Annotated in this window: 16 protein-coding genes; 2 read left to right on the top strand and 14 right to left on the bottom strand. The window is 63.5% G+C overall.

What is annotated here, in order from left to right; genetic code table 11:
* The 11 genes from ASD58_RS17675 to ASD58_RS17625 all read right to left on the bottom strand — a co-directional run.
* On the bottom strand, positions 1-1,126 hold a 1,126-nt coding region (locus tag ASD58_RS17675), incomplete at its 3' end, for a hemagglutinin repeat-containing protein (protein WP_229210016.1).
* A gap of 14 nt (positions 1,127-1,140) precedes the next feature.
* A complete protein-coding gene (locus ASD58_RS17670) occupies positions 1,141-1,416 on the bottom strand; it encodes a hypothetical protein (RefSeq protein WP_057262543.1) in 276 nt (91 codons plus the stop codon).
* Positions 1,398-5,462 carry a beta strand repeat-containing protein gene (locus tag ASD58_RS32820; RefSeq protein WP_373994456.1) on the bottom strand — a complete coding sequence of 1,355 codons (4,065 nt, stop codon included), beginning with the start codon at positions 5,460-5,462 and terminating at the stop codon, positions 1,398-1,400. The genes ASD58_RS17670 and ASD58_RS32820 overlap by 19 nt, the downstream gene beginning before the upstream one ends.
* Positions 5,463-5,805: 343 nt before the next feature.
* A partial coding sequence (locus ASD58_RS32815; protein WP_373994455.1) for a filamentous hemagglutinin N-terminal domain-containing protein occupies positions 5,806-11,131 on the bottom strand: 5,326 nt, incomplete at its 3' end.
* A gap of 5 nt (positions 11,132-11,136) precedes the next feature.
* The gene (locus ASD58_RS17655; RefSeq protein ID WP_229210014.1) at positions 11,137-12,789 is read right to left on the bottom strand and encodes a ShlB/FhaC/HecB family hemolysin secretion/activation protein; all 1,653 of its coding nucleotides are present in this window, start codon (positions 12,787-12,789) and stop codon (positions 11,137-11,139) included.
* Positions 12,790-13,039: 250 nt separating this feature from the next.
* On the bottom strand, positions 13,040-16,201 hold the full coding sequence (locus ASD58_RS17650; protein ID WP_057262539.1) for an efflux RND transporter permease subunit: 3,162 nt from the start codon (positions 16,199-16,201) through the stop codon (positions 13,040-13,042).
* 9 nt (positions 16,202-16,210) lie between these two features.
* Positions 16,211-17,404, bottom strand: coding sequence for an efflux RND transporter periplasmic adaptor subunit (locus tag ASD58_RS17645; protein ID WP_057262538.1), 1,194 nt, complete (start codon positions 17,402-17,404; stop codon positions 16,211-16,213).
* Positions 17,401-18,630, bottom strand: a complete 1,230-nt coding sequence (locus ASD58_RS17640; protein WP_162253032.1) for a TolC family protein — start codon at positions 18,628-18,630, stop codon at positions 17,401-17,403. Before ASD58_RS17640 ends, ASD58_RS17645 begins: the two co-directional genes overlap by 4 nt.
* Positions 18,631-18,684: 54 nt before the next feature.
* Complete coding sequence (locus ASD58_RS17635) at positions 18,685-19,005, bottom strand: hypothetical protein (protein WP_057262536.1); 321 nt, start codon at positions 19,003-19,005, stop codon at positions 18,685-18,687.
* A gap of 9 nt (positions 19,006-19,014) precedes the next feature.
* Positions 19,015-19,509, bottom strand: coding sequence for a DinB family protein (locus ASD58_RS17630; RefSeq protein WP_057262535.1), 495 nt, complete (start codon positions 19,507-19,509; stop codon positions 19,015-19,017).
* 15 nt (positions 19,510-19,524) lie between these two features.
* The gene (locus tag ASD58_RS17625) at positions 19,525-20,175 is read right to left on the bottom strand and encodes an ABC transporter substrate-binding protein (protein WP_057262534.1); all 651 of its coding nucleotides are present in this window, start codon (positions 20,173-20,175) and stop codon (positions 19,525-19,527) included.
* A gap of 168 nt (positions 20,176-20,343) precedes the next feature.
* On the opposite strand from ASD58_RS17625, the gene ASD58_RS17620 reads away from it, so the two are divergent.
* Positions 20,344-21,180 carry a universal stress protein gene (locus ASD58_RS17620; RefSeq protein WP_057262533.1) on the top strand — a complete coding sequence of 279 codons (837 nt, stop codon included), beginning with the start codon at positions 20,344-20,346 and terminating at the stop codon, positions 21,178-21,180.
* Here the strand turns inward: ASD58_RS17620 and hppD are convergent, their stop codons facing one another.
* Complete coding sequence (hppD, locus tag ASD58_RS17615; RefSeq protein WP_057262532.1) at positions 21,181-22,248, bottom strand: 4-hydroxyphenylpyruvate dioxygenase; 1,068 nt, start codon at positions 22,246-22,248, stop codon at positions 21,181-21,183.
* Positions 22,249-22,370: 122 nt separating this feature from the next.
* On the opposite strand from hppD, the gene ASD58_RS17610 reads away from it, so the two are divergent.
* On the top strand, positions 22,371-22,889 hold the full coding sequence (locus ASD58_RS17610) for an Lrp/AsnC family transcriptional regulator (protein WP_057262531.1): 519 nt from the start codon (positions 22,371-22,373) through the stop codon (positions 22,887-22,889).
* A gap of 6 nt (positions 22,890-22,895) precedes the next feature.
* On the opposite strand, the gene ASD58_RS32810 is transcribed toward ASD58_RS17610, so the two are convergent.
* Together ASD58_RS32810 and ASD58_RS32805 are read right to left on the bottom strand one after the other, a co-directional pair.
* On the bottom strand, positions 22,896-24,608 hold the full coding sequence (locus ASD58_RS32810; protein WP_057262530.1) for a 2Fe-2S iron-sulfur cluster binding domain-containing protein: 1,713 nt from the start codon (positions 24,606-24,608) through the stop codon (positions 22,896-22,898).
* Complete coding sequence (locus ASD58_RS32805) at positions 24,605-25,297, bottom strand: PepSY domain-containing protein (protein ID WP_057262529.1); 693 nt, start codon at positions 25,295-25,297, stop codon at positions 24,605-24,607. The genes ASD58_RS32810 and ASD58_RS32805 overlap by 4 nt, the downstream gene beginning before the upstream one ends.
* Between the last annotated feature and the right edge of the window lie 36 nt (positions 25,298-25,333).

The raw sequence follows: 25,333 nt of genomic DNA, 5'->3' as shown, positions 1-25,333 counted from the left end.
GGGCGCTCATCTGCGTGCCCTGGCTGGTGATCGAGCCGTCGGTCGCGAGGATGGTCAGGTCCTTGCCGGCAGTGAGGGTGCTGGTGCGTGCTTCGCTGGTGGCGTGGTTTTCCGTGCTGTTCTTGCTGTGGGAGCCGAACTGCAAGGTGGCAACCGTCATCGCGGCGCGGGCACCGTCGGCCACGCCTTCGGCCTTGCCGATTTCCCGGCCAATAAAGCTGCCATTCTTGGTGCTCTTGGTGTCTTCCTTGTAGGCGTCCTTGAACGCGGCCAGCGGGTTGACCGTGAAGCCAGCCGAGAAGCCGGAAGCCTTGCTCTGGCTGGTCTGCTGGCCCACCGAGGTGTTCTGCGCCGCGGCCAGGTCGACGTTCTTGCCGATCAGGGTGAGGTTTTCCTTGGCGGCGATGTCGGAGGCCACCACTTGCAGCGTTTCGCCGGATTTCAGCTTGACGCTGCCGTTCTGGGCGCCGACGCTGGAACCATGCTGGGTCACCGTTTCCAGGTTGCTTTGGGTGGAACTGCTCGACTTGCCGTAGCCGGCACTGAGATTGCCCGACGAATAGCCGATGCTGAAGCCGGACTTCTTCATCTGGTAGCTGCTGTCCGACTTGCTGGTTTCCTCGGCACTGAGAATACTCAGGTTGCGCCCGGCGGACATGTTGACGTCACGTTCCGCCATCACATCGCTGGCCGAGAGCAGCAGGTTCTGGCCCGCGCCCAGGTTCACGCTTTGGCCCTGCAGACTGGAACCGAGGGCCACCGTGCTTTGCGACTGGTCGTGCGTGGTGATCGTGGTTTTCGAGGTGTAGCCGTTTTTCTTGGTACGCTGGAATGACCCGTCCGCGCTTTGGGTAGCCTGGCCCGCCGTGATGTTCAGGTCGCGACCGGCGGTGACATTCAACGCCTGCCCCGCATTGATGGTGGCGGCCTTGACGTTGATGTCCTGCCCAGCGTTGAGGGTCAGCGCGCCGTTGGTGCGGATCTGCGTGCCCACGTCCTGGCTGGCGCTCTGGCTCATATGGTTGCTGGCGTTCCGCACGATGCTCTGGCTACTGCTGGCGCTGACGGTGTTCAGGTTCAGGTTGTTGCCTGCACTGAGCTGGCTTGGGCCGTTGCCGGCGTTGATGATCTGCGCCGCCGTCAGGGTGATGTTGTTGCGTTGAGGGTCAGCGCGCCGTTGGTGCGGATCTGCGTGCCCACGTCCTGGCTGGCGCTCTGGCTCATATGGTTGCTGGCGTTCCGCACGATGCTCTGGCTGCTGCCGGCGCTGACGGTGTTCAGGTTCAGGTTGTTGCCTGCACTGAGCTGGCTTGGGCCGTTGCCGGCGTTGATGATCTGCGCCGCCGTCAGGGTGATGTTGTTGCCGGCGCTGGCCAGCAGTACACCGGCCGGGCCGCTCACATACAAGCCGGCCAAACGGTTGATACCGCTCTGGCTGAAGCTGTTGGCGATACCGCTCTGGCCTGCGCCGCCGTCAGGGTGATGTTGTTGCCGGCGCTGGCCAGCAGTACACCGGCCGGGCCGCTCACATACAAGCCGGCCAAACGGTTGATACCGCTCTGGCTGAAGCTGTTGGCGCCGACGCTGTTGCTGGAACTTTGCGTGGTGGTGGTGATGTTCAGGTCGTGGCCGGCCGACAGCACGGCGGCGCTTTGCGCTTGCATTAYGCCGCCGATGTTGTCGATGTCCCTGGTCGCCTGCAGCGCCAGGGTGTCGGCGCTCAYGGTGCCGCCCATATTCCGGATGTTGTCGGCGCTGATGCGCACCAGGTTGCGGCCCGCGACGGTGCCGCTGTTGGTGACATCGCCGGACAGGTTCAGGTTGACGTCACTGCCGGACAGCAGGCCGCCGCTGCCATCCACGTCGCCTGGGCGCACACGCACATAGACCTGCGGCACCAGCACGTTTTGCTTGCTGCCGTCCGCCAGAGTCACTTCTTTCGTGACCAGCCACACGATGTCGGAGGTCAGCTGCGCCACCTGTTCCGGGCTCAGGGCAACGCCGGGTCGCAGGTTCCATTGCTTGGCGTAGGTCAGGCCGTTATCCATCAGGGCCTTGTATTCCTGGTCGTCGTTGCTGTAATCGGCCAGGAAGCGATGGCCGGTCAGTGCCAGCACCTGCTCGCGCACCAGCTTTTGCTCGTAGAATCCATCGCCCAAGCGCTTTTGTGTGGTGGAGTGGTCGACAGCCAGCTTATCCAGCAGGTAGTCACTGGAAGTCCACTGCTTGTATTGGGTGAATTTGGGATCGGTCTCAACCAGATAAGCGGACTGGCCATCCGCATGCGTCTTGAACAGGCTCGCAGTCGGCAGTTGGAGGTTAGGCTGGACGGAGATGACCGTACCGACGGCCGGAACACCCGGCACGGTGCCTGGCGTCGAGGCACCGCCGGTTGGCTGGGATACTTTGCTCGCGGCCTGCTGCGCAGCACCGTTGCCCTGGGCCTGCGCGCTTGTCGCGGCAGTGATCGCGACATCTTGCCCGGTGCTGCCCGCAATGGCGCTAGCCTGGGCTTGTGCGCTGCTTGCGGCAGCCGCATGGACGGTCTGCCCGGTGCTGCTTGCGATGGCGTCGTCCTGGGCTTGGCCGCTGCTCACATGGCGCGTCTGCACCTGGCCGTTGGCATGCGCGGCCGAGCCGCTGCCACTGGCCGATCCCGCCTGGGTACCGGCCACGTTGTTCAGGCCGACTGCGGTACTGGTGCTGTTAACCGTGCCGGTTGTGCTGGACTGGGCTTGCACCGCCGTCCGTGCGCTGGTGGCAGGCGCGCTGCCGGTCGCCGCACCGGCTACAAACTGGTCGTTGCGCGCGACTGTCAACGAAATGTCCTGCGTCACCGGCGCCGGAGCATATCCACTGATCGCCGTGCCATCTTTGTCCTTGCCGCTTCTTTCAATGCGCCAGTGCTCGGTGACCGTGCCGTTGTCTGCAGTGGTACGCGTCCCCTGGGCCTGCACGTTGTTGACCGTGGTTCCAAACACCGTGAGGGCACCGCCGGCCACGATCTGGCTCTTGTCATTCAAGACGGAGCTGGAGAACAGGTTGATACCGCCGCCGGCGATGATTTTTCCAGGATCGCTGTGCGTCACTACGGTTTCAGTGACAGTGCGGTTGAAGTCGTAAGAGAACCAGTTGTTCTCCCACGCGTAATACGGAGCCGGAGCGTCCGGCGTCCTCAGATGGACCGTCTCTTCAATGAAGGTATAAACACCCGGATCGCCTTCCTTGTAGCGAATGGATGTGGCCGATCCCTGGTATTCCAGCAAGTGAGTCTGGCTCACCTGCTGCAAGGCAGTAGTGAAATGTTCGTCGGTATTGCGGATGCTGTCGGCGGCAAGGGTAAGAGACTGGGCCGCTTCAATCGTGGCACTGTTATTGTTCACCAGTTGGGCGCTGCCGGCGGCTTGCCAGTTGCCGTCCAGTGCACCGCCGATGGCCATGTCGCCGGCACTGTAGATCAGAGCGCCTTCGCGGTTGGTGAGATATTGCGCGCCGATGTCCAGGCGCTGGCGTGCGGCGATGGTGGCCGCTGTCGTGACGCCGGCGATCGCTTCTTCCAGGTTGTTCACGGTCGGCGCGTTGATGGCGATACGGTCGCCGTAGATGCGTCCCGTACCCACGTTGTCCACGATGCCGCTCTGGATGCGGGTGTCGGCGCCGTCGATCAGGCCGCGGTTGACCAGGCTGCCGACAGCCAGTGTCGTGGCCTGGCCGCTGAGGATCTCGGCGCCGGCCTGGTTTTCCAGGTAGCCGGCGCTGACGCTCAGGTTATTGCCGGCCTGGAGTGAGATGGGGTTGAACAGCGCGCCGGTAGTTTGCAATTGCAGGTCGTGGCCGGCTTGCAGCGTTCCCGTCAAAGTGTAGTCACCTTGCAAGCTGAGGCTGACGTCGCCTTGGGATGCAATGCTGCCGATTCCACTCAAGGTGCCGGTGCGCACGCCGATGCTTTGTCCTGCCACGATCTGGCCGGCGTTGTTGCTGAGGTTGAGGCTTGGCGTGGCGGCTAGGTCGGCGCTGATTTGCAAGGTGCGGCCGGCGCTCAGTTCGCCGGAGTTGTTGGCTATCTGGCCGTCGCTATGGATGGACAGGTCCTGCCCGGCACGCATTGCGCCCTGGGTGTTGTCCAGGTTCGAGGCTGTGATGTTGAGGACATTCGCTTCCACGCCCATCGCCTGCGGGGTGCCGTCGCCGTTCAAGGCCAGGGTGGCCGTGTTGTTGATGTTGGCAGCTTGCAGGTTGAGGGTCTGGCCTACACGTACCAGGCCAGCCGTGTTGGTCAGCTGGCCGCCGCCCAATGCGATATTCGCGTCCCGCACTGCGAGGACCTGGCTGGCGGTGTTATCCAGACCGGCGCCTTGCAGGTTCAGGTTGCCGCCGCTGTAGATCAGGCTGGACTGGCCGTTGCTTGAGGCATTGTTGACGGTGCCGCTGCTGGTGATGTCCAAGCCGGTCTGGGCGCTGATCAGGCCGGAACGGTTGTCCAGTGTGCCGCTCTGGATGTCGAGCTGGCCGGCTGACACGAGTCCAATCTGGTTGCCGCGCGTATCGAGGTTGCTCAGGCTCTGGCCATGCGTATTGATGCGCAGGTCATGTCCAGCCGTCACGAGTCCCGCGTCGTTGGTCAGGCGGCCTGTCGACAGGTTGGCGTCATGGCCGGCCACGATCTGGCCCTGTGCGTTTTGCAGACTGTTGCCGCCACCGTCGAGTGACAGGGTCAAGTCCTGTGCTGCCTGGATCAGGCCGCCTGTGTTGGTGACCGCATTTTGTGTGGTGTGCAGGGTCAGGGCGTTTTGCACCGATACCAGCTTGCCTTGGCTGTTATCGAAGCTGGCACCGTTGAAGTTCAGGTTCTGCTGGGCGGAGACCAGTCCGCTGCTGTTATTGACATCGCCAGCGCTGAAAATCGTGGCGTTACCGTTCGCCACGACCCGGCCGCGAGTGTTGTCGAGGCTGGCCGTGTTCGAGGTGAATTGACCGGCGCCGGAATGGCCGATCAAGCCCTCAGTATTGGTGAGGGCGCCGCCGGCATTGAGCGTGAAGTCCTGCGCGTTAGCCAAGATGCGGCCGCCGCTGTTGATTAAGGCGCCGGTGCTTTGGATGGTGGCCGTCTGCGTGCCGTTGCCGGTTTGTTGGATCTGGCCCTGGCTGTTATCCAGTTGGCCAGCATGGATCTGCAATTGCGCGCCGGTGAGTTGACCGGCGGTGTTGTCCAGGGTCTGGTGCGCTGCGACCGTCAGTTGGCCCGCCGTGCTGACCTTGGCGTTGCGGGTCGACAAATTGCCGCTTTGTGCGGTCAGGCTGACATTGCCTGCGGTGCTGCCGGTGGTGTTATTGCTCAGGTCCAGGCTGCCACCGTTGAGAATCACATTGCCGGTCGCCAGTGCTTGCCCTGATGTCTGCAGCGCGCCTGTGGTGGTGACGGACAAGGCCCCTGCTCCGGTGAGCTGGCCATCGGTGGCCATGCCGGCGGCCAGTACACTGTTGCTGGTGCCGGTCAGGCTGCCTGCGCTGGCTGTCAAGTCATGCGCGGCTGCAATCGTGCCGCTGTTGCTGATGGCGTTGCTGACGGTCAGGTTTTGCTGGCCGCCCGCGTACAGCGTGCCGCTGTTGTTCACTGCGCTGGCACTGGCGCTCATGTCCTGTGCGGCAACCACGCTGCCGTTGTTGGTCAGCTGCTGCACGTCCAGATGCACATTGCCGGCCTGGCTCTGGATGCCAGTGGCTGTGGTGAGCGTGCCGCTGGTGGTGTTGCCCAGGTTCGCGCCAGCGATGCCAAGGCCCAGGTTCGCGCCAGCGATGCCAAGNCGTAGTGTCCCAGCGCTTGCACGTCCAGATGCACATTGCCGGCCTGGCTCTGGATGCCAGTGGCTGTGGTGAGCGTGCCGCTGGTGGTGTTGCCCAGGTTCGCGCCAGCGATGCCAAGGTTGCCCTGCGCCGAGATCAGGCCATCGTTATTGACAATGTCGCCTGCGCTATTCAGCGTGACGGCGCCGTTGCCAGTGACCTGGCCACGGGTGTTGTCCAGGCTGGCCGCGCTCATCGTGAGTTGGCCGGTTCCCGCATGGCCAACCAGGCCATCGGTGTTGGTGAGGGCGCCACCAGCATTGAGCGTGAAGTCCTGCGCATTGGCGACGATGCGGCCGCCGCTATTGTTCAGCGCACCGGTGCTTTGGATGCTGGCCGTCTGCGCGCCGCTGCCGGTTTGCTGGATCTGGCCTTGGCTGTTGTCCAGTTGGCCGGCATGGATCTGCAATTGCGTGCCGGTGAGCTGGCCAGCGGTGTTGTCCAGCGCCTGGTGCGCTGCGACGGTCAGTTGCCCCGCCGCGCTGACCTTGGCGTGGCGAGTCGACAGATTGCCGCTTTGTGCGGTTAGACTGACATTGCCACCAGTGCTGCCGGTGGTACTGTTGCTCAGGTCCAGACTGCCACCGTTGAGAATCACATTGCCGGTCGCCAGTGCTTGCCCCGCTGTCTGCAATGCTCCTGTGGTCGTGACGGACAAGGCCCCTGCTCCGGTGAGCTGGCCATCGGTTGCCATGCCGGCGGCCAGTACGCCGCTGCTGGTGCCGGTCAGGCTGCCTGCGCTGGCTGTCAAGTCACGCGCAGCTGCAATCGTGCCGCTGTTGGTGACGGCGCTGCTGACGGTCAGGTTTTGCTGGCCGCCAGCGTACATCGTGCCGCTGTTGTTCACTGCGCTGGCACTAGCGTTCAAATCCTGTGCGGCAACCACGCTGCCGTTGTTGCTCAACTGCTGCACGTCCAGATGCACATTCCCGGCCTGGCTCTGAATGCCAGTGGCTGTGGCAAGCGTGCCGCTGGTGGTGTTGCCCAGGTTCGCGCCAGCGATGCCAAGATTGCCCTGCGCCGAGATCAGGCCGTCGTTGTTGACAATGTCGCCTGCGCTATTCAGCGTGGCGGTACCATTGCCGGTGATCTGGCCACGAGTGTTGTCCAGGCTGGCCGCGCTCATCGTGAGCTGGCCGGTGCCCGCATGGCCAACCAGGCCATCGGTGTTGGTCAATGCACCAGCGCCGAGCATGAAGTCCTGTGCATTGGCAAGGATGCGGCCGCCGCTGTTGATCAAGGCGCCGGTGCTTTGGATGCTGGCGGTCTGTGCGCCGGTACCGGTTTGCTGGATCTGGCCCTGGCTGTTTTCCAGTTGGCCAGCGTGGATCTGCAATTGCGTGCCGGTGAGCTGGCCAGCGGTGTTGTCCAGCGACTGGTGCGCTGCGACGGTCAGTTGGCCTGGCGTACTGACCTTGGCGTTGCGGGTCGACAAATTGCCGCTTTGTGCGGTCAGGTTGATATTGCCGCCGGTGCTCCCGGTGGTGCTGTTGCTCAGGTCCAGGCTGCCGCCGTTGAGATTCACATTGCCGGTGGCCAGTGCTTGCCCCGCTGTCTGCAATGCGCCTGTGGTGGTGACGGACAAGGCCCCTGCTCCGGTGAGCTGGCCATCGGTGCCCATGCCGGCGGCCAGCACGCTGTTGCTGGTGCCGGTCAGGCTGCCTGCGTTGGCCGTCAGGTCATGTGCGGCTGCGATCGTGCCGCTGTTGGCGATGGCGTTGCTGACGGTCAGGCTTTGCTGGCCGCCTGCGTACAGCGTGCCGCTGTTGTTCACTGCGCTGGCACTGACGTTCAAGTCCTGTGCGGCAACCACGCTGCCGTTGTTTGTCAGCTGTTGCACGTCCAGATGCACATTGCCGGCCTGGCTCTGGATGCCAGTGGCTGTGGTGAGCGTGCCGCTGGTGGTGTTGCCCAGGTTCGCGCCAGCGATGCCAAGATTGCCCTGCGACGAGATCAGGCCGTCGTTATTGACAATGTCGCCTGCGCTATTCAGCGTGGCGGTGTCGTGCACGTCCAGATGCACATTGCCGGCCTGGCTCTGGATGCCAGTGGCTGTGGTGAGCGTGCCGCTGGTGGTGTTGCCCAGGTTCGCGCCAGCGATGCCAAGATTGCCCTGCGACGAGATCAGGCCGTCGTTATTGACAATGTCGCCTGCGCTATTCAGCGTGGCGGCGCCATTGCCAGTGACCTGGCCACGGGTGTTGTCCAGGCTGGCCGCGCTCATCGTGAGCTCGCCGGTGCCCGCATGGCCGACCAGGCCGTCAGTATTGGTGAGGGCGCCACCAACATTGAGCGTAAAGTGCTGCGCGTTAGCCAGGATGCGGCCGCCGCTGTTGATCAAGGCGCCGGTGCTTTGGATGCTGGCGGTCTGCGTGCCGCTGCCGGTTTGCTGGATCTGGCCTTGGCTGTTTTCCAGTTGGCCAGCATGGATCTGCAGTTGCGCGCCGGTGAGTTGGCCGGCGGTGTTGTCCAGCGATTGGTGTGCTGCGACGGTCAGTTGCCCCGCCGCGCTCACCTTGGCGTGGCGGGTCGACAAACTGCCGCCTAGTGAAGTGAGGCTGACATTGCCTGCGGTGCTGCCGGTGGTGCTGTTGCTCAGGTCCAGACTGCCGCCATTGAGGCCGACATTACCGGTTGCCAGTGCTTGCCCCGCTATCTGCAATGCACCTGTGGTGGTGGCGGACAAGGCCCCTGCTCCGGTGAGCTGGCCATCGGTCGCCATGCCGGCGGCCAGTACGCTGTTGCTGGTGCCCGTCAAGCTACCGGCGCTGGCCGTCAGGTTATGTGCCGCTGCAATCGTGCCGCTATTGGTGACCGCATTACTGACGTCCAAACCTTGCTGGCCACCTGCATACAGCGTGCCGCTGTTATCGAGCGAGCCGGAGCGAGTGTTCAAGTCTGCGGCGGCAAACACGCTGCCGCTGTTGGTGAGGTGCTGCACATTCAGGTTCACGTTTCCGGCCTGGCTCAGGATGCCAGTGCTGGTCGTGAGCCCGCCGCTGACAGCGTTGCCCAGGTCTGCGCCAGCGATTGTAAGATTGTCCCTCGCCGAAATCAGGCCGTCATGGTTGCCAACAGTTCCTGGAGTGCTGAGCGAGGCCGCGCCATCGCTGACGATACGGCCTAGCGTATTGCTGATCGATGCGGCTTGCAGCTGCAGGTCCGCACCGCGACCAGCGGCCTCAATCGTGCCAGCCGAGTTATCAAGCGAACCCCCAGCAGTGACGATCAGCCCACCGGCACTTTTTACCGTTCCGCTGCCATTATCGAGTGCACCGTCCGCGAGGAGCGAGCCGCGCCCGCCGCTCACCAGCTGGCCGCCGTGATTGGCGATCACGCTGGTGTGCAACTGCAGGTCGCCAACGGCTGACAAGGAACCATTGTAATTGTTAAATGACTGGACGTCGCCAGTGAAGCCACCGCCAACCTGCAGCTGGCTATCACGGTTGTCGAACACCGGAATGCGCAGGGACAGGTCCGACTGGACCGATAGCTGGCTGCCACCATGGTTATCCAGGCTGCCGCCGTTGACAGTCAGGGAGCCCAGCGCCATCTTGCCGCCAACGTTCTCCAGACTCGTGATCGCAAGATTCACTGGGCCACCGGAAAGGATCCGGCCTGCATCATTGTCGATCGCGCCAGCGAGGTGCAGCCAGCCGTTTGGCACAGGAACCGTTGGAGTGGCGCCGGAGCCATTGGTTCCGCTGTCGCCGGAGCCAGTTCCGGTTCCCGCTCCCGAAGCGCTGCCAGTGCTGCCCCCACCCGCGCCACCGGTGCCGCCAGTGTCGACGTTTGAGCTGCCGCCAGTATTGCCGGTAGCCTGCTCGGAAGTACCAACCTGACCGCCGTTCGTGTTATGCAACGTGGTGGCCGTGATTTCCAGCGCCGCAGCACCACTCTGCACGATCTTGCCGGACTGATTGAGCAGTTGGCCGGCGATGCTGTCCAGCGCCACGCTTTCCGCCTGCATCGTTCCCTGCCGGTTATCGGCATCGCCCCGCAACGTCGCGGCCAGGCGGCCGCCGCTGCTGATCATCTTGCGGTTGGTGAGACTGTCCGCCGTCAACTGCATCGCAGTCTGCGCGTTGATTGTGCCGCTATTGTCCAATACACCGGCCGCGGTCACCTGCAGCGTTCCATCTGAAATTACGGTACCGCTGTTGCTCAATTTTCCGCCGGCAGTCACCTGCACGGCCTCGCGTGCGTAGGAAGTGCCATCGTTGACAACAGCATCCGCTACCTGCAGGCGCAGTGCCTGGCTGGCCGCGAGACTGCCGATATTTTCCAGCCGGCCGGAACTGGTGACTACCAGCTCGCCTGCCGCCGCGCCGATCGTGCCCGCATTGCGCACACCCACGCCGGCCTCGGTGCCGATCAGGTAAATCTGGTTGGCATACATGCCGCCAAGGCGCGAAACGTCGATGGCGAACTGCGGCGCCGAATCGGCAGCCTGCATGGTCTCCGATACCTTCGCCGTATCAGCTTCCGCAACCTTGTTCACACCCGTAATCACATTCAGGCGCTGCGCCCACAAAGCTGCATTCAGGCTCACGGAACGGCTGATCAGGGCCGTGTAATCGGTCTTGCTCGCATCCAGCCCGGCGCCATCGATCACGATCTGGCCGCGCTGCACGTCGTAGCCAGCCAGCCTGCCATCCGTCATGAATGGCGAACCGGTAGTCAGCGTCGCGCGGCTCACGTTGATAAAGCCGCCGCCGTCCACGGAAATGCCGGACGGGTTGGCGATCACCACTTCCGCCTTCTGCCCCGCCACTTCAATGTAGCCCCGCAGCGCGCTAGGGTTATTGGAATTGACTTCGTTCAGGATAACCTTCGCTGCGCCCGCCTTCAGCCATGGATTGGCCTCAACCCAACCGCCCAATTCCGTCTGCACGTTCACGCGCGAGTTGTTCAGGATCGCGCCGCCCTTCGCCACGTCGAACTGCGAATAGACGTTGCGCGACACGCCAGCCGCACTTGGCTCGCGCACGTTCACTTGCGGCACGCCGTTGGCTGCCTTCAGCACGATGGCCTGGTTCTGGCTCGGCGCCTTTGGATCGGCGATGATCTGCGCCTGTACATGGCTGGCCAAAAGGAATCCGCCAAAGGCAGCCCCGAACAGCAAGGTCAGTCGGCGCAGCGCAGGATGCCCAAAGGCGGCCGGTGCCGAACTATCGAGGGCGTCGGTCTGGCCGGCGCCTTTGCTGCAACTGCGGGCACACTCGCCCACAGCCATCAGCATGCCACGTGCTTTATTGAAAACGATACGGTAGCGAAGTTTATTCATGATGCTCAGAATTCGTAATTCATATTGAAGCCAGTGGCAACGCTGGCGGTGCGGAAGGCGTCCGGTTTGCTGACCGGTTTGCCCGCGAAGAGGTCCGTGCTCAGGCCACCGAACTGGCCGCGCCAGCCGATGGCGGCGCCGGTCAGGTGGGTGCCGCGCAGCAGCGGCGCGGACGGGCCCGAGACCACGCCGTGGTCCAGCGCGAAGTAGAACTGGTGCCGGGTCTCCGGGATGGTCCAGTTCAGATCATTGCGCAGCAGCCAGCCACGTTCGGCCGAGAGGCTGGCCTCGCCGTCGAAGCCGCGCACGGTGTAACGGCCGCCGATCGCAAAGCGGTCCTGCGGAATCAGCTTGCTGCGGTTCCACTGGCGGCGCCAGGCGGCCTGGTACGTCAGGGATTTGGTCAAGGGCCAGTTCAGTGTGACGTCGGCGTTGAAGATGCGCGGGCGTGCGGTGCCTTCATCAAAGGCTTCTTCCTGCGCCGGCAGGCTGCCGTAGGAGCTGGTGCCCAATTTCCAGGTCAGGTTGCTGTCCAGGGTGGCCGGGCCGATGAATTCCTTGTGCGAGATGCCTGCCACGAAGCCTGCCATGCGGCGGCGCTGCACTTCGACTTCCATGTCGTCGATGTAGTTACGGCTGCCGCGCTGGTAGGTGCGCAGCGACAGTGTGGTCTTGCGCGTTGCGTCGCGATACACCAGGCGCGAGAGTTTCAGTTCAGCCGTGTTGCTGGTACCGCGATAGACATAATCGTGGAAAGCGCCGGCCACAGTCTGGCGGTAGCGGTAATCATTCAATTGCAGCGAGAGCAGCCAGTAATCGAACGGCACCGAGTAATGCAGCGCGTAACCGCTGGTGCCGTACTCACCCTCCGGGCTGTCGCCCGGCACGTTGCGATTGACGGTCAGGTAGAACAGGTCTTGCAGGCCAAAGGGATTGTCGACCGAAAGCGTGAGCCCGCCCTGGTAAGTGCCGGTCGAACGGCTGCCGCTGTCGTCCACCGAGGCGCTGAAGCGGTAGGCGCGGCCACCCTTCCATTTCACCTGCAGGTCGCTGTCGCCAGGCTGCTCGCCAGGCATGATCTCGATATCTGCCTGTGCGCCGGGCACGCGTTTCAGGTTCTCCAGGCCCTGCTCGATGTCGCGCAGGTTCAGCAATTCTCCGGCCGACAGCGGCAGTGCATTGCCGAACGACGGCTGCTGTTCCGGATAGCGCAGTGCACGAATGCGGCCCGGCACCAGTTTCAAATGCAGTTCACCACCCAGCAAATCCTGCGGGGCCGCCAGCACACGTGCCGTAACAAAGCCTTGCGCGACCAGTGCGTTCTGGATTTCGCCCACAAGGACATTGATGCCGGCGCTGCCCAGGCAGCGGCCCAGCGCGCCGTCGGCAGCTTTCAGCGCCCACTGGAACTGGCCGGCCAGCTCGCCTTCCAGGAATACGCGGCGGATCGGGAAGCATGGCGATTCGCTTTCCGGCCAAACCGCTTGTGTGGACCTGGTTTCGCGCTGCAGGCGCACGTCGGGCTTGGCCTCGTCCTGGCGCGCACGTTCGCGTTCACGCTGTTCCTGGCGTTGCAGTTCCTGGTTTGCCAATGCAGGATCGACCTGCGCCAGCGCAGGCAAAGCTGCGCCAAGGCCGAGCGCAAGCTGCGCGGCCACACCTATTCTTTTGCACAACATCTATTTCTCGTATGGAATTTTTTGCAGCCAGAAGTATAGCCGTGTATCCTTCGTAACGAGATGTTTCGCTTATATATATTTATTATTTAGTGAAAGATTTACCGCAATTCGGCTTAAATTAGTGACAATTGGAGAGAATTAATCTAGTTAAAATCTCCCCAATCAAGGTGATATAACCACTATTCCCGTCAAATCAATGACTTGTGGTTATTTTTGAAGAGGCACTCTACTACCCTGCCAAGCCGGCTGGGACAAGCTGGCTGGATTCTCCCTTGCGGCTGTAGGCGAGGCAATACAGCAAGGGCAATAGCAGCAGCGTCAGTGTCGTGGAAGACAACACGCCGCCAATCACCACGGTCGCCAACGGGCGCTGTACTTCCGCACCGGTGCCGGTAGCGATCGCCATCGGCACGAAACCGAGCGATGCCACCAGGGCTGTCATCAGCACTGGCCGCAGGCGTACCAGCGCGCCGTTGCGCACAGCATCGGCCAGCGGCTGCCCCTGCTCACGCAGGCTGCGAATAAAGGAAATCATCACAAGCCCGTTCAGCACGGCGACACCGGACAGCGCGATGAATCCGACGGCAGCCGATATCGACATCGGTATCCCGCGCATCCACAGCGCGAAGATGCCACCGGTCAGCGCGAACGGAATGCCGGTGAACACCAGCGCACCGTCGCGGGCGTTGTTAAACATCAGGAACAGCAGTGCGAACACCAGCGCCAAAGATGCCGGCACGACTACTTTCAGCCGCTGCGCGGCATTTTGCAGGTTTTCGAACTGCCCGCCCCAGGCCAGCCAGTAACCGGCCGGCAGCTTCACGCCCTTCAGGATGGCTTGCTGCGCTTCTTCGACGAAGGAACCGATATCGCGGCCCTGCATATTGACGGTCACCACCACCCGGCGCTTGCCCTGCTCGCGGCTTAGCTGGTTCGGGCCGGGCGCTGTGTCGAAGGTGGCGATTTCGGCCAGCGTGACATAGGCGGGCCGTGCGCCCTCCTTCTTCGGCAATGGCACCGGCAAGCGCTTGAGCAGTTCGATGTCCGACCGCAGCGCTTCCGGCAAGCGCACCACAATGTCGAAGCGGCGGTCTCCTTCGAACATGGCGCCCGCTTCCCGGCCCGCAGTGGCGGTGGCAATCAGCTCCTGGACTTCGGCGATGTTGAGGCCAAGCCGCGCCGCACGTTCACGGTCAACCTGGATCTGCAGCATCGGCAGGCCAGTGGTCTGTTCCACCTTGACGCCGGAGGCGCCGGGAATCCTACCTAGAATTGCGCCGATCTCGGTCGCTTTCGCGTTCAGCACATCAAGGTCGTCGCCGAAGACCTTCACCGCCACGTCGCTGCGCACGCCCGAAATCAGCTCGTTCACGCGCAACTGGATCGGCTGGCTGAACTCATAGCTATTGCCCGGCAATTGCTCCAGCGTGCTGCGGATCGCGGCCAGCAGCTCATCGCGGCTGCGCTTCGGCTTCGGCCATTCCCTCTCCGGCTTGAGCATGATGTAGCCGTCTGAAATGCTGGGCGGCATGGGGTCCGATGCGATTTCCGCAGTGCCGGTGCGCGCGAAGACGTTGGCAATCTCGGGGAATTTCGCCACCAGCGTTTTTTCGATCTGCTGCTGCATCTGCACCGACTGGCCGAGTCCCGTGCCTGGAATGCGCACGGTCAGCACCGCGAAATCGCCTTCGTTCAGGTTGGGCACAAACTCGGTGCCCAGGCGCGTTGCCAGCAGAACGGACAGCGCCAGCACCAACCCGGCGGCGGTGAAGACCACCGGGCGGTTGGCCATCACGTAGTCCAGCAGTTCGCCATAGCGGCGCCTGGCGGCCAGCATCAGGCGTCCTTCCTCTTCGCGCACCGGTTTGTTCATGAACAGCGCCACGGCGGCCGGCACGAAGGTAATCGACAGCAGCATGGCGCCCAGCAAGGCCGTCACCACGGTGAACGCCATTGGGTGGAACATCTTGCCTTCGATCCCGGACAGCACGAAGATCGGCAGGTACACGATCATGATGATCAACTGCCCGAACAGCAGTGGCCTGCGCGCCTCGTGTGCCGCGGCAAAGACTTCGGTGAAACGCTCTTCGCGCGTGAGCGGCCGTCCGGCGTGCTGCTGCGCATGCGCCAGGCGCCGCACGCAGTTCTCAACGATCACCACGGCGCCATCGACGATAATGCCGAAATCGAGCGCGCCCAGGCTTAGCAGGTTGGCACTGACGTTATTGGCCACCATGCCGGTGAAGGTGAACAGCATCGACAGCGGGATCACCATCGCGGTGATCAGCGCCGCGCGCAGGTTGCCGAGAAAGAGGAACAGCACGCCGATCACCAGCACGGCGCCTTCCAGCAGGTTGCGCTTGACGGTGTCGATCGCCTTTTCAACCAGTACCGTGCGGTTGTACACCGGCGTGGCTGAAACACCGGCAGGCAGGCTGCGGTTGATGTCGACCATCTTCCTGTCGACCGCCAGCGCCACCGCGCGGCTGTTTTCGCCGATCAGCATGAACACGGTTCCCAGCACCACTTCACGCCCGTTGCGGGTGGCGGCGCCGGTGCGCAGCTCGGCGCCGACGCCCACTGTTGCGACGTCGGCGATACGCACGGCCACGCCCTCGATGGTGGAGACCACGATATTGCCGATGTCCGCCACCGACTTGAGCTGCCCCGGTGCACGCAGCAGGTACCGTTCGCCCTCTTTCTCGATATAGCCGGCGCCGACGTTGCCGTTATTGCGTTCCAGCGCGGTCACCACGTCCGACAGGTTCAGGCCATACGACGCCAGCTTGGCCGGTGTCGGCGCAACCAGGTATTCCTTGTCGTAGCCGCCAATCGAGTTGATCTCCGTGACGCCGGGAACGTTGCGCAATTGCGGCTTGATGATCCAATCCTGGATTTCGCGCAGGTCGGTCGGCGTGTACGGCGTGCCGTCCGGCTTGCGGGCATCCGGCGCCGCGTCCACCGTCCACAGGTAGATTTCGGACAAGCCGGTGGCGATGGGGCTCATGGTCGGCGTCAGTCCCGCCGGAAGCTGGGCCCGTGCATCCTGGATGCGCTGGCTGATCAACTGGCGCGCGAAATGGATGTCCGTGCCGTCCTTGAACACCACGGTAATCTGCGACAGTCCATAGCGCGACAGGGACCTGGTCTGCTCAAGGCGCGGCAAGCCGGCCATCAGCGACTCGATCGGGAAGGTGATGCGCTGCTCTACTTCCAGCGGCGAATAGCCGGCGGCAGCGGTGTTGACCTGCACCTGGACGTTGGTGATGTCCGGCACGGCGTCGATCGGCAGCTTCTTGTAATTGACCGCGCCCAGCACGGCCATGGCCAATACGGCGAACATGACCAGCCAGCGATGGCCTATGCAAGCCTGGATAATTCTGCTTAACATGGCGGCTCCTTAATCTTCGTGCTCGGCGGCGCCCTTGCCCTGCTCCGCCTTGACGGTGAAGCTGTGGGCTGCGGCGTAGCGGGCATCCTTGCGCAGGCCGGAAGTGATTTCCACCAGCTTGCCGTCCGAACGTCCGACCGTGACCGGCACCGGCATGAAGGCCTGGCCATCGCGCAGGAAGACCACCTGCGTGCCGTTCAGGACCTGCAGCGCCTCCTTTTCCACGGCGACCGGGACTTCGGCCGAGCCGGTAACCACGTCGACGTCCACGAACAGGCCCGGGCGCCATGCCAGTTGCGGGTTATCCAGCACCACCCGGGCGCGCGCGGCGCGGGTCTGCTCGCCGATCATCGCACTCACGAAGCTCACCTTGCCTTTCACCGCCGCGCCGGAGGCAGCGGAATGCAGCACGGCATCCGTGCCGACCCTGACGATCTCGAGATCCTTCGCCGGCACCACGACTTCCGCCCAAACCTGGCGCAGGTCGGAGACTGTGAAGACCTTGGTTTCCGCCCCGATCGCTTCACCCACGGCGATGTGCTTGTCCACGATCAGGCCATCGAACGGCGCACGGATTTCAAGGCGGTTGAACGGGCCTTTGCCGGAACCGCTGGCGCCGATCGCCACCAGCTTCTGGCGGGCGTTCTGCACGGCGATGGTGGCTTCATGCCATTCCTGCTCCGCCTTCAGGTAGTCCTGGCGCGCGGAGACCTTTTCTTCCCACAGCTTCTTTTCGGCTTCATACACCGAGCGCGCCAGCGCTGCACGCTTTTCGGCGGCAGCCAGGCCGCTGCGCTGCTCGGACACGTCGGCGCTGGCAACGACTGCCATCAACTCCCCTTTGCGTACCTGCTGGCCAAGATTGGCCTGCACTTCCTGCACAATGCCGTCCACGCGCGGCGTAACGTGGGCGGTGCGGTCTTCGTTCAATTTGACTTCGCCCGGCAGGCGGACGAAGGTTTCGAGCCGCGCTGCGCCGGCAGCGCGCAGCTGGATATCGGCCGCAGCAAGCTGCGCATCGGTGAACGGGATCGGCTGCATGCCAGCGGCGGCTGCGCCGGCCGGGTGCTCGTCGTGGTGTTCGTTCGCTTCGGCATTGGCCTTCGCTACCGGGGCGATGCGCTCCCAGCCCAATACTCCGCCCGCAAACAGGACGGCAGCGGCGACCATGGCCGCAATAGTGATTTTCTGTCGCTTGTTCATTTTGAATCCTTGAAGTCCAGGTTGCCGACCAGCTTTGCCAGGTCGGCCCGGGCGCGGTAGAAGTCTGAAATGGCCCGCAGGTGCTGGCCCTGTGCCTGCACCCAGGTACGCTGGGCATCGAGCACTTCCACGTAATTGAATTTTCCTGCTTCGAAGCCTTTCATCGCCGCTTCGGCCGCGTATTGGGCGCCTGGCAGCACCTCTTCGCGCACCAGGCGCTCTTGCTGCATGGCCGCCTGCATGCGGGCATGGGCCTGCATGGCTTCCGCCCGAATGCGCTGGCGAGTCGCCTCCAGTTCCGCGCGGGCCTTGCCGGTGCGGCGTTCGGCGGCAAGGATCGCGCCCTGGTTGCGGTTGAACAGCGGCAGCGGCATGGACAGGCCGATGATGTTCTGCCGCATGCGGTCACGCTCAGGCCCTTCGCTGCGCTTGCTGCCTACGATCAGCGCAACGTCGGGCATGCGTGCGGCGCGCTCCATGCGCAGCGATGCCGTGCCGGCGTCGACTTCCGCGACGGCCCGTTCGATAGCGGGAGCGGAGGCGATCAGGCCCTCCAGTTGCGCTCCATGGAGCCCGGCTTCGGCCGGTGCTACAGGCGCCGCCAGGGTCCCGATCCCGTCTCCTGTGTTGCCCAGCAAAGTGGCCAGCTTGATGCGTGCTTCATCCAGTTCGCGCTGGGCCGTCACGCCTTCCATGCGCCAGTTGGCCTCCGCCACCCGCGCCCGCGCTTCTTCGACAGGGGACACCTTGCCGGCCAGGACGCGGCGCGCCGCCGCGTCGCTGGAACGGCGGCCGCTGTCGCTGACCTGCGCGGCCAGGGCGACATGCTGCTGCGCCAGATAAGTTTGCTGGTAGGCTGCGGCGACTTCCGCCTCGATCCGCGCGCGGCCGACGGCCAGGTCCAGCGCCGCGGCACGGCTGCCGGCACGCGCCGCCTCGATGCGCGCGGCGCGCTTGCCGCCCAGTTCAAGCGGGATCGATAGTTGGATGGTCGACGATCCGCCCTCGCTGACTCTCCCTTCGCGCAGGTAGTCCAGCGAAGGGTTGGGCAGCAGCGCCGCCTGGCTGCCTGCTGCGTCGACCGCAGAAGCTTCCAGCGCCAGCGCCTGCAGCTCGGGATTGCTTTGCCGGGCACGTTCCAATGCCTCGGCAAGCGTCAATGATGGTTGCGCCCACGCCGGGGCCAGGCAAATGGCCGCCAGCAAAGGCACGCAAATAGCTTTCACGATGTTGCTCCTTGATGATTGATGGGGAACGGCCGCATGCAGCGGCCGGATCAATCAGCGGAGCCTGTCGGGACGCGGAGGAATATCCGGGATGAAGGAATGGATAGGCGGCTCCGGCGGAGCCATCGGAGCGATCGAATCGACTTGCTGGCGCCCGTCAGCCACGGTGGCGACAAACGGTGCATGGGAATGGTGGCAGAAATCGCACTGCGTGCAGCAGGCGCTGCCCGGGCCCTGCGCATCGTCTGCCGCGGCGGCGTGCTCGTCGAGCTGCGTGACCTTGGTTTTCAGGCAGCAGCTATCCGTCGCCGCCAGGATTGACTGGAGCGGCATCACAAGTAACAGCAGGATAACGAGGAAGCGCCGGATATTCATCAGGCCGGATTATAGCAAGTGCCGCCCGGGTTCGGTGCTGTGCAGGAATTTGGTCAGGATATCGCGCGGCGGCGTCACCGAAATATTCTTGAGCACCTGGCCAACATTGCCGCGATGGTAAGCGCCATGCGTAATCACATGCATCAGCATTTCTTCACGCGACATCTGGCCCGTGTCGCCGTCGGTGAACCTGAACTGCAGCCGGGCGGCCAGCGCAGCGTCGTCCAGGCTGGCGACATATTGCTGGTACCAGGCATCGGTTTCGATGACGGCGGCGCGCAACTCCGCCAAGGTGGGCGTGGCCTTGGTATTGGTGGCTTCGTAGCCATGCACTTCCCCGAGCAGGTGGGCACGGAAGATCCGGTCGACAACCCAGATGTGGTTCAGGGTGCGGATTGAGGCATGCAGCTCGGCTTCCGCTGTGACGGTCGCCAGCACATCGAACAATTCGGCGTTGGCCCACGCCTTGTAGTTGAACAGGGATTTGAGGAGTGAGAGTGACATGATTGGAAGGCTCGCTTAACGATAATGGCGCAGCAGGCGGTCGATGCTGCCGTCCGAGACCAGGCTGCCGATGGCGCGCTGGACGTCGCCAAATGGTATGGCGGACTTCTGTGAAAACGCGCACTGTGCCTTGAACGGGTCGAATTCGAAGTCGATGCGCAGCTTATGCTGGGGCTCGGAGCGCATCAGGTATTCCGCCGTCATGCGTCCCATGATCGCGTACTGCATCCGCCCATGCTGGATCTTTGAAATATTCAGCTCCATCGAAGGCGCATCTTCGCGCACAAAAGCGCGCCCGAGGGCCGAGTCGATCATCGAATAGGAATAGCCAAGCACCGTGCCGACCGGTTTGTTCGCCAGGTCCGACAGGGCCCGCACTGCCGGCGCTTCCGGCCGGGATACCAGCACGCCCGAATCGGGCATCAGGGGCTGGCTCCAGTTGAAGGGGCCCGGCAGCCAGCGTGGCAGCACATAACAGACGCCGTCGGCGCGGCCGCTGGCAAGGTAATCGGCGACGCGCTTGGCCGGCACGCTGACATAACGGGCATGCAGCCCCATACGCTGCGCAATGCTGTCACCGAGGTCCTTCAGCAGGCCATCGGCCAGCTCGCCGTCATGAAAACGGGACAGCGGCATATTGTGGTTGGTCGCTGCGATAAACAGCATATCCCCCTGGCCGGCAACTGCTGCAGGGCTCAAGGCAAGCAACAGACAGGTTGGCGCGAGACGAGAACGTAACATAAAGACATGATATCAGACGAGCTTGACCCAAGTCATGGATCGTGCGCGGCAATCGGGCGCAAACTTGTGCCAACATCAACACAGGAGGACACCATGTCTTACCGCACCATCGTAGTCCATGCCGACCGCGCGGCCAATGCAGAGGCGCGCATCGCGCTGGCCGCAGCCATCGCCTCGCGCGAGGAAGCCCACCTGGTCGGCGCCGCGATGACAGGCATGCCGCGCTCCATGCTGGCCGGCCGCAGTTATGAAGGCAGCGGCGTATTCCTGGCCGACTACCTGCGGCGCGCCGAAGAACGTGTGCAAATGGCGCTGGAACAGTTCAAATCCCTGGCAGAGCGCCTTGGCGTTCCCTCTTATGAAGTGCGCAGCAGCAACGACGACGAATATGCGGGCCTGTGCATGCAGGCTCGCTACGCCGACCTGGTCGTACTGGGACAAACCGCCGCCAACGACGGCAATGAGGGCAGCTTGCTGCCGGACCTGCCCGACTATGTGCTATTGAATTGCGGCCGCCCGGTGCTGCTGGTGCCGCGCGCCGGCCGTTTCCCGACCATCGGCAAGCGCGTCATGGTGGCGTGGAACGGCAGCGGGGAGGCGGCGAAGGCGGTCACCGCCGCCCTGCCCCTGCTGCGCGGCGCCGAACAGGTCACGCTGGCGGTGCTGGGCGACAGCGCGGACACGCTGGGCGAGTCGCCCGGCGCCGACATCGCCCTGTACCTGGCGCGGCACGGCGTGAACGTGGAAGTGCTGCGGCGGCCGGAACCGGTCGATCCCGGCAAGGCGATCTTGTCGCTGGCGGCCGATTTCAATGTGGACCTGCTGGTGATGGGCGCCTACGGCCATAGCCGCTTCCGTGAAATGATGCTGGGCGGCGCCACGCGCACCATACTGGCAACGGCAACGCTGCCAGTATTGATGGCACATTGATCAGGCGGTCAGCACGCCACGGCGCATCTGGTCCAGCTCAATCGACTCGAACAGGGCTTTGAAGTTGCCTTCGCCGAAGCCCTGGTTGCCCTTGCGCTGGATGAATTCGAAGAACACCGGGCCAAGCTGGTTTTCGGAGAAGATCTGCAGCAGCAGGTCGCCCGGCTTGCCGTCGACCAGGATCTTGCGCTCGCGCAGGGCCTGCAGCGGCTCGCCGTGGCCCGGAATGCGGCGGTCGACCAGTTCGTAGTAGGTGTCGATGGTGTCGAGCAGCTTGACGCCGGCGCCGCGCAGGCTGTCCACGGTGGCATACAAATTGTCGCTGCCCATGGCGATGTGCTGGATGCCTTCGCCGCGATAGGCATCGAGATATTCCTGGATCTGGCCGGCGCGGTCGGTGCCTTCTTCGTTGATCGGGATGCGCAGCTTGCCGCATGGGCTGGTCATGGCCTTCGACTTGACGCCGGTGACCTGGCCTTCGATATCGAAATAGCGCACTTCGCGGAAGTTAAACAGGCGCTCGTAGAATTCGGCCCACTCGCCCATGCGGCCGCGGTGCACGTTGTGGGTCAGGTGGTCGATGTAGGTCAGGCCGTGGCCTTTCGGGTTCTGGTCGACGCCTGGAATCGGCTCGAAGTCCACATCGTAAATGCTGATATTGCCGTTGCCAGGCCAGCGGTCCACCAGGTAGATCAGCGAATCGCCGATGCCTTTGATAGCCGGCAGGTTCAATTCCATCGGTCCTGCCTTGCTTTCGAAGCCCCAGGCGCCAAGGCGCAGCGCGCGCTTGTACGCATAAGCGGCGTCCTTCACGCGGAATCCGATGGCGCAGACGGATGGGCCATGCAGTTCAGCGAAACGCTGAGCGAACGAGTCCTTTTCGGCGTTCAACAGGAAGTTGACGTCGCCCTGGCGATACAGGGTCACGTCCTTGCTGCGATGGCGCGCCACGGCCGTAAAGCCCATCGCTTCGAAAGTCTTGCCCATTGCGACTGGGTCCGGCGCCGCGTATTCGATGAATTCGAAGCCGTCGGTGCCCATCGGGTTGTCCCACAGGGAATCGGTCATTTGCTGTCTCCGGAAAAGTGTGCAGATAACGGATATACTACGCACTGATTCTGGATTTTTTGCGCAATATGCACGCATTAGACCATCAGATATGCGTATTTTGCGCACCACAATAGGACTTGATGATGATTACTGTCGACCGCCACGACCTGTCGCTGCTGAACGAGCTGCAACGCAACGGGGAAGCGACCAATGCCGCGCTGGCCGAAGTGCTGCATTTATCGGTCTCGCAGGTGGGCCGCCGCGTGCAGCGCCTGCGCGAAGCCGGCATCATCGACCATTACGCGGCCGTGCTGGAGCCGACCACCGTGGGGTTGGACGTGATGGCCTTCGTGCATATCACGCTGGACCGCCATGGTGAAAAGCGCGGGGACGCGTTCGAGAACGCGATCCGCGACGTGCCGGAAGTGATGGAGTGCTTCTCCGTCACCGGCGAAGCCGACTACGTGGCGCGCGTGGTGTCGCACGACCTGGCTTCCTTCGCCGACTTGATGATGAAGGAGCTGCTGTTGCTGCCTGGGGTGGTGAACGTCAAGTCGAATATCGCACTGAAAAAGATCAAGCAGTCCACCGTGCTGCCGCTGGAGCACATCGTGCGACCGAACCCGCGCAAGCAGCGCATCGAGTTCGCCCGCACCTGAAGCCACCTAGATCTTGAAGTCGTCGAACGACACGCGCTGCGCGCCCTGCTCTTTCAGCATTTCGCGCGTTGCATGCAGCGTTGCCGGCGGCCCGCAAACATAGAAGTCGCAATCGCGGGCTCGCGGCTGCTGAGCGAGAAACTCGTCGCGCACCACGTCGTGCACCATGCGGCCACCGTCCGACAGCACCACCTGCCAGCTGAAGTGCGCATGGCGCTTAGCCAACGCGTCGAACTCCTCGCGATACGGCACTTCGCTCTCGCCTCGCGCTCCATACCAGAAGCGCACAGCTTCCGTGCCGCCGGATTCCAGTTGTGCACGGATCATTGCGCGCAACGGCGCCATGCCGGCGCCGCCGCCGATGAATACTTTCTCGTTCCTGCCGCGGCGCAGTGCAAACTCGCCAAACGGGCCGTTGAAGGCCACCCGGTCGCCCTGCTTCAGGGAGTGCACATACGAAGACCCGATGCCGCCCGCGACATGCCGCACCAGCAGCGTCACGCATCCACCAGCCTGAGCGACCGGCAGCGACAGCGAATAGGACCGGCGCAGCGGCTTGCGGGGGCCGAACAGTCCTCGCTTGCGCGGGATATGGAGCTGCACGTAGCTGCCCGGGCGGAAGTCGGCGCCGGCTTTCTGCTCCGGGCGCAGCACTACTTCGCGCAAAGTCGGCGTGATGTCTCTCACCCGCTCCACCAGGGCGCTGCGGTTGACCATCAGGGCGGCGCCATGGCTGACTGCGATTTCCATATCGGCCGTCACCGCCATGCCGCAAGCCAGCCGATGGCCGCGCCGCAGGCGCTGATCGGGAATATGCTCGCCGTCGGACGAGGACGCGGGCGGCGCATTATGGCAGGCACGCACTTCACACAGCCCGCAGCTTTGCCCGCCGCCGCAGTTGGACGGCAACTGGATTCCTGAACGCGCCAGCGCGTCGAACACGGAATCGCCGTGGCGCGATTTGACGATGCCTAGGCGCTTCCCGCCCTCGTCCAGCACCGTGACTTGCCGCGCCGGCAGCAGGCGTGCCGGCACAAAGTCATGCAGCCGCAGGCTGGTGCACAGCAACCAGATGCCGCTCAGCGCCATCCACAAGCCGCCCAGGGCGGCCATCAACAGCAGCGAATTGTTGAAGTCCTCGCGGCCGCCGTAGTCCATGATGTGCAGCATCCACGCAATGTCGAACAGGCGCCATGCGGAGTTGCGGCGCTCGAGGATGCGTCCGTCGACGGCCGACACATAGATGGTAGTGGCCTCCTCATCGTCGAAATCCACGCGCCAGCTTGGGCCGCGATGCTTGCGGACCTCCAGCGTAGGTTCCCGCATCCATTGCGGCTGGCCCGGCTTGCCTTCGCCGACGTAGTCGGCCCGCGCCACTTCCAGCGCATGCGCTGCGGTCACCGCCACCGGCGCACCGCTGCGGGCATCCACCAGCCAACTTCCGTCACTGTTTTTCAGCAGGTAGGCTGGCACCTGGAGCAGCCAATGGCTGTCGATTGATTCGACGGGCTTGCGCGTGGCGGCCAGCACATCGGCTGGCGCCAGCAGGCCATTTCTCGGCCACTCCGCAGCCATTTTCAACGGAGCGCGATGCCCTGCGCCTTCGACAAGGTCCCGGTCGAACAGGCTCATGACCATGCCGCTCGCCAGCCAGAGCAGGAATTGCAGGCCAACCACCAGGCCGACCCACTTATGCAGCTTTCTCAGGAACGGCGTCATTTTGCGCCCCTCCTGCGTAGCGTGAACCACAGCAGCCAGATGCCGCTCATCGCGAACAGGGTGCCCGCGACGGAAGCGCTGCGCAACAGCGTGTTGTTGACGTTCGTGCGTTTGTCGTAGTCCATGATGTGCAACATCCACAGGAAGTCGTAGGCCCGCCATAGGGAATGCCGCTTCGCCACCACTTCGCCCGTGGATGGCGAAACATAAAGGCTGCTGCCATTGGAATCGTCAAAATCCACTCGCCATAACGGTGCCCGGCGCGTGGCGACCTCCTTTGGCAATTCGCGCAGCAAATGAATGCCGCTCATGGCGCCATCGCCCTGGTAGGCCTGCTGCGCAAGCAGTCCTGCCTGCGACTGGTCCAGCGGGTCCAGCTGCTTGCCGCTGGCCGCGTCCACCAAGCCAGTGCCGCCGGCATACTTCACCTCATATACGTCACGCTCCAGCAGGCGCTTCAGGCGGAACCCGGTCATGCCGGGAAATTGCACCGCCAGTTGCGCTGGCTGCACCACAATGGCTTTCGCCGCCACTGCGGATCGCCCCACGTGGGACAGGTGGTCGCCGTGGATGATGTCTATCGATATTGCGGCCATATACACGCCGCTCGCCATCCAGCACAATGCCTGGATGCCGATCATCAGGCCGAGCCACTTGTGTAGCCGGCGTGACCAGAATGCTTGTTTCATAAAGTCCTCGTTCGTCGCTTTTCCTTTGCCGCGGGG

It is taken from the genome of Duganella sp. Root1480D1 (assembly GCF_001427305.1).
Lineage (GTDB): Bacteria > Pseudomonadota > Gammaproteobacteria > Burkholderiales > Burkholderiaceae_D > Rugamonas.
This window is presented reverse-complemented; position numbering and strand designations above follow the sequence as displayed.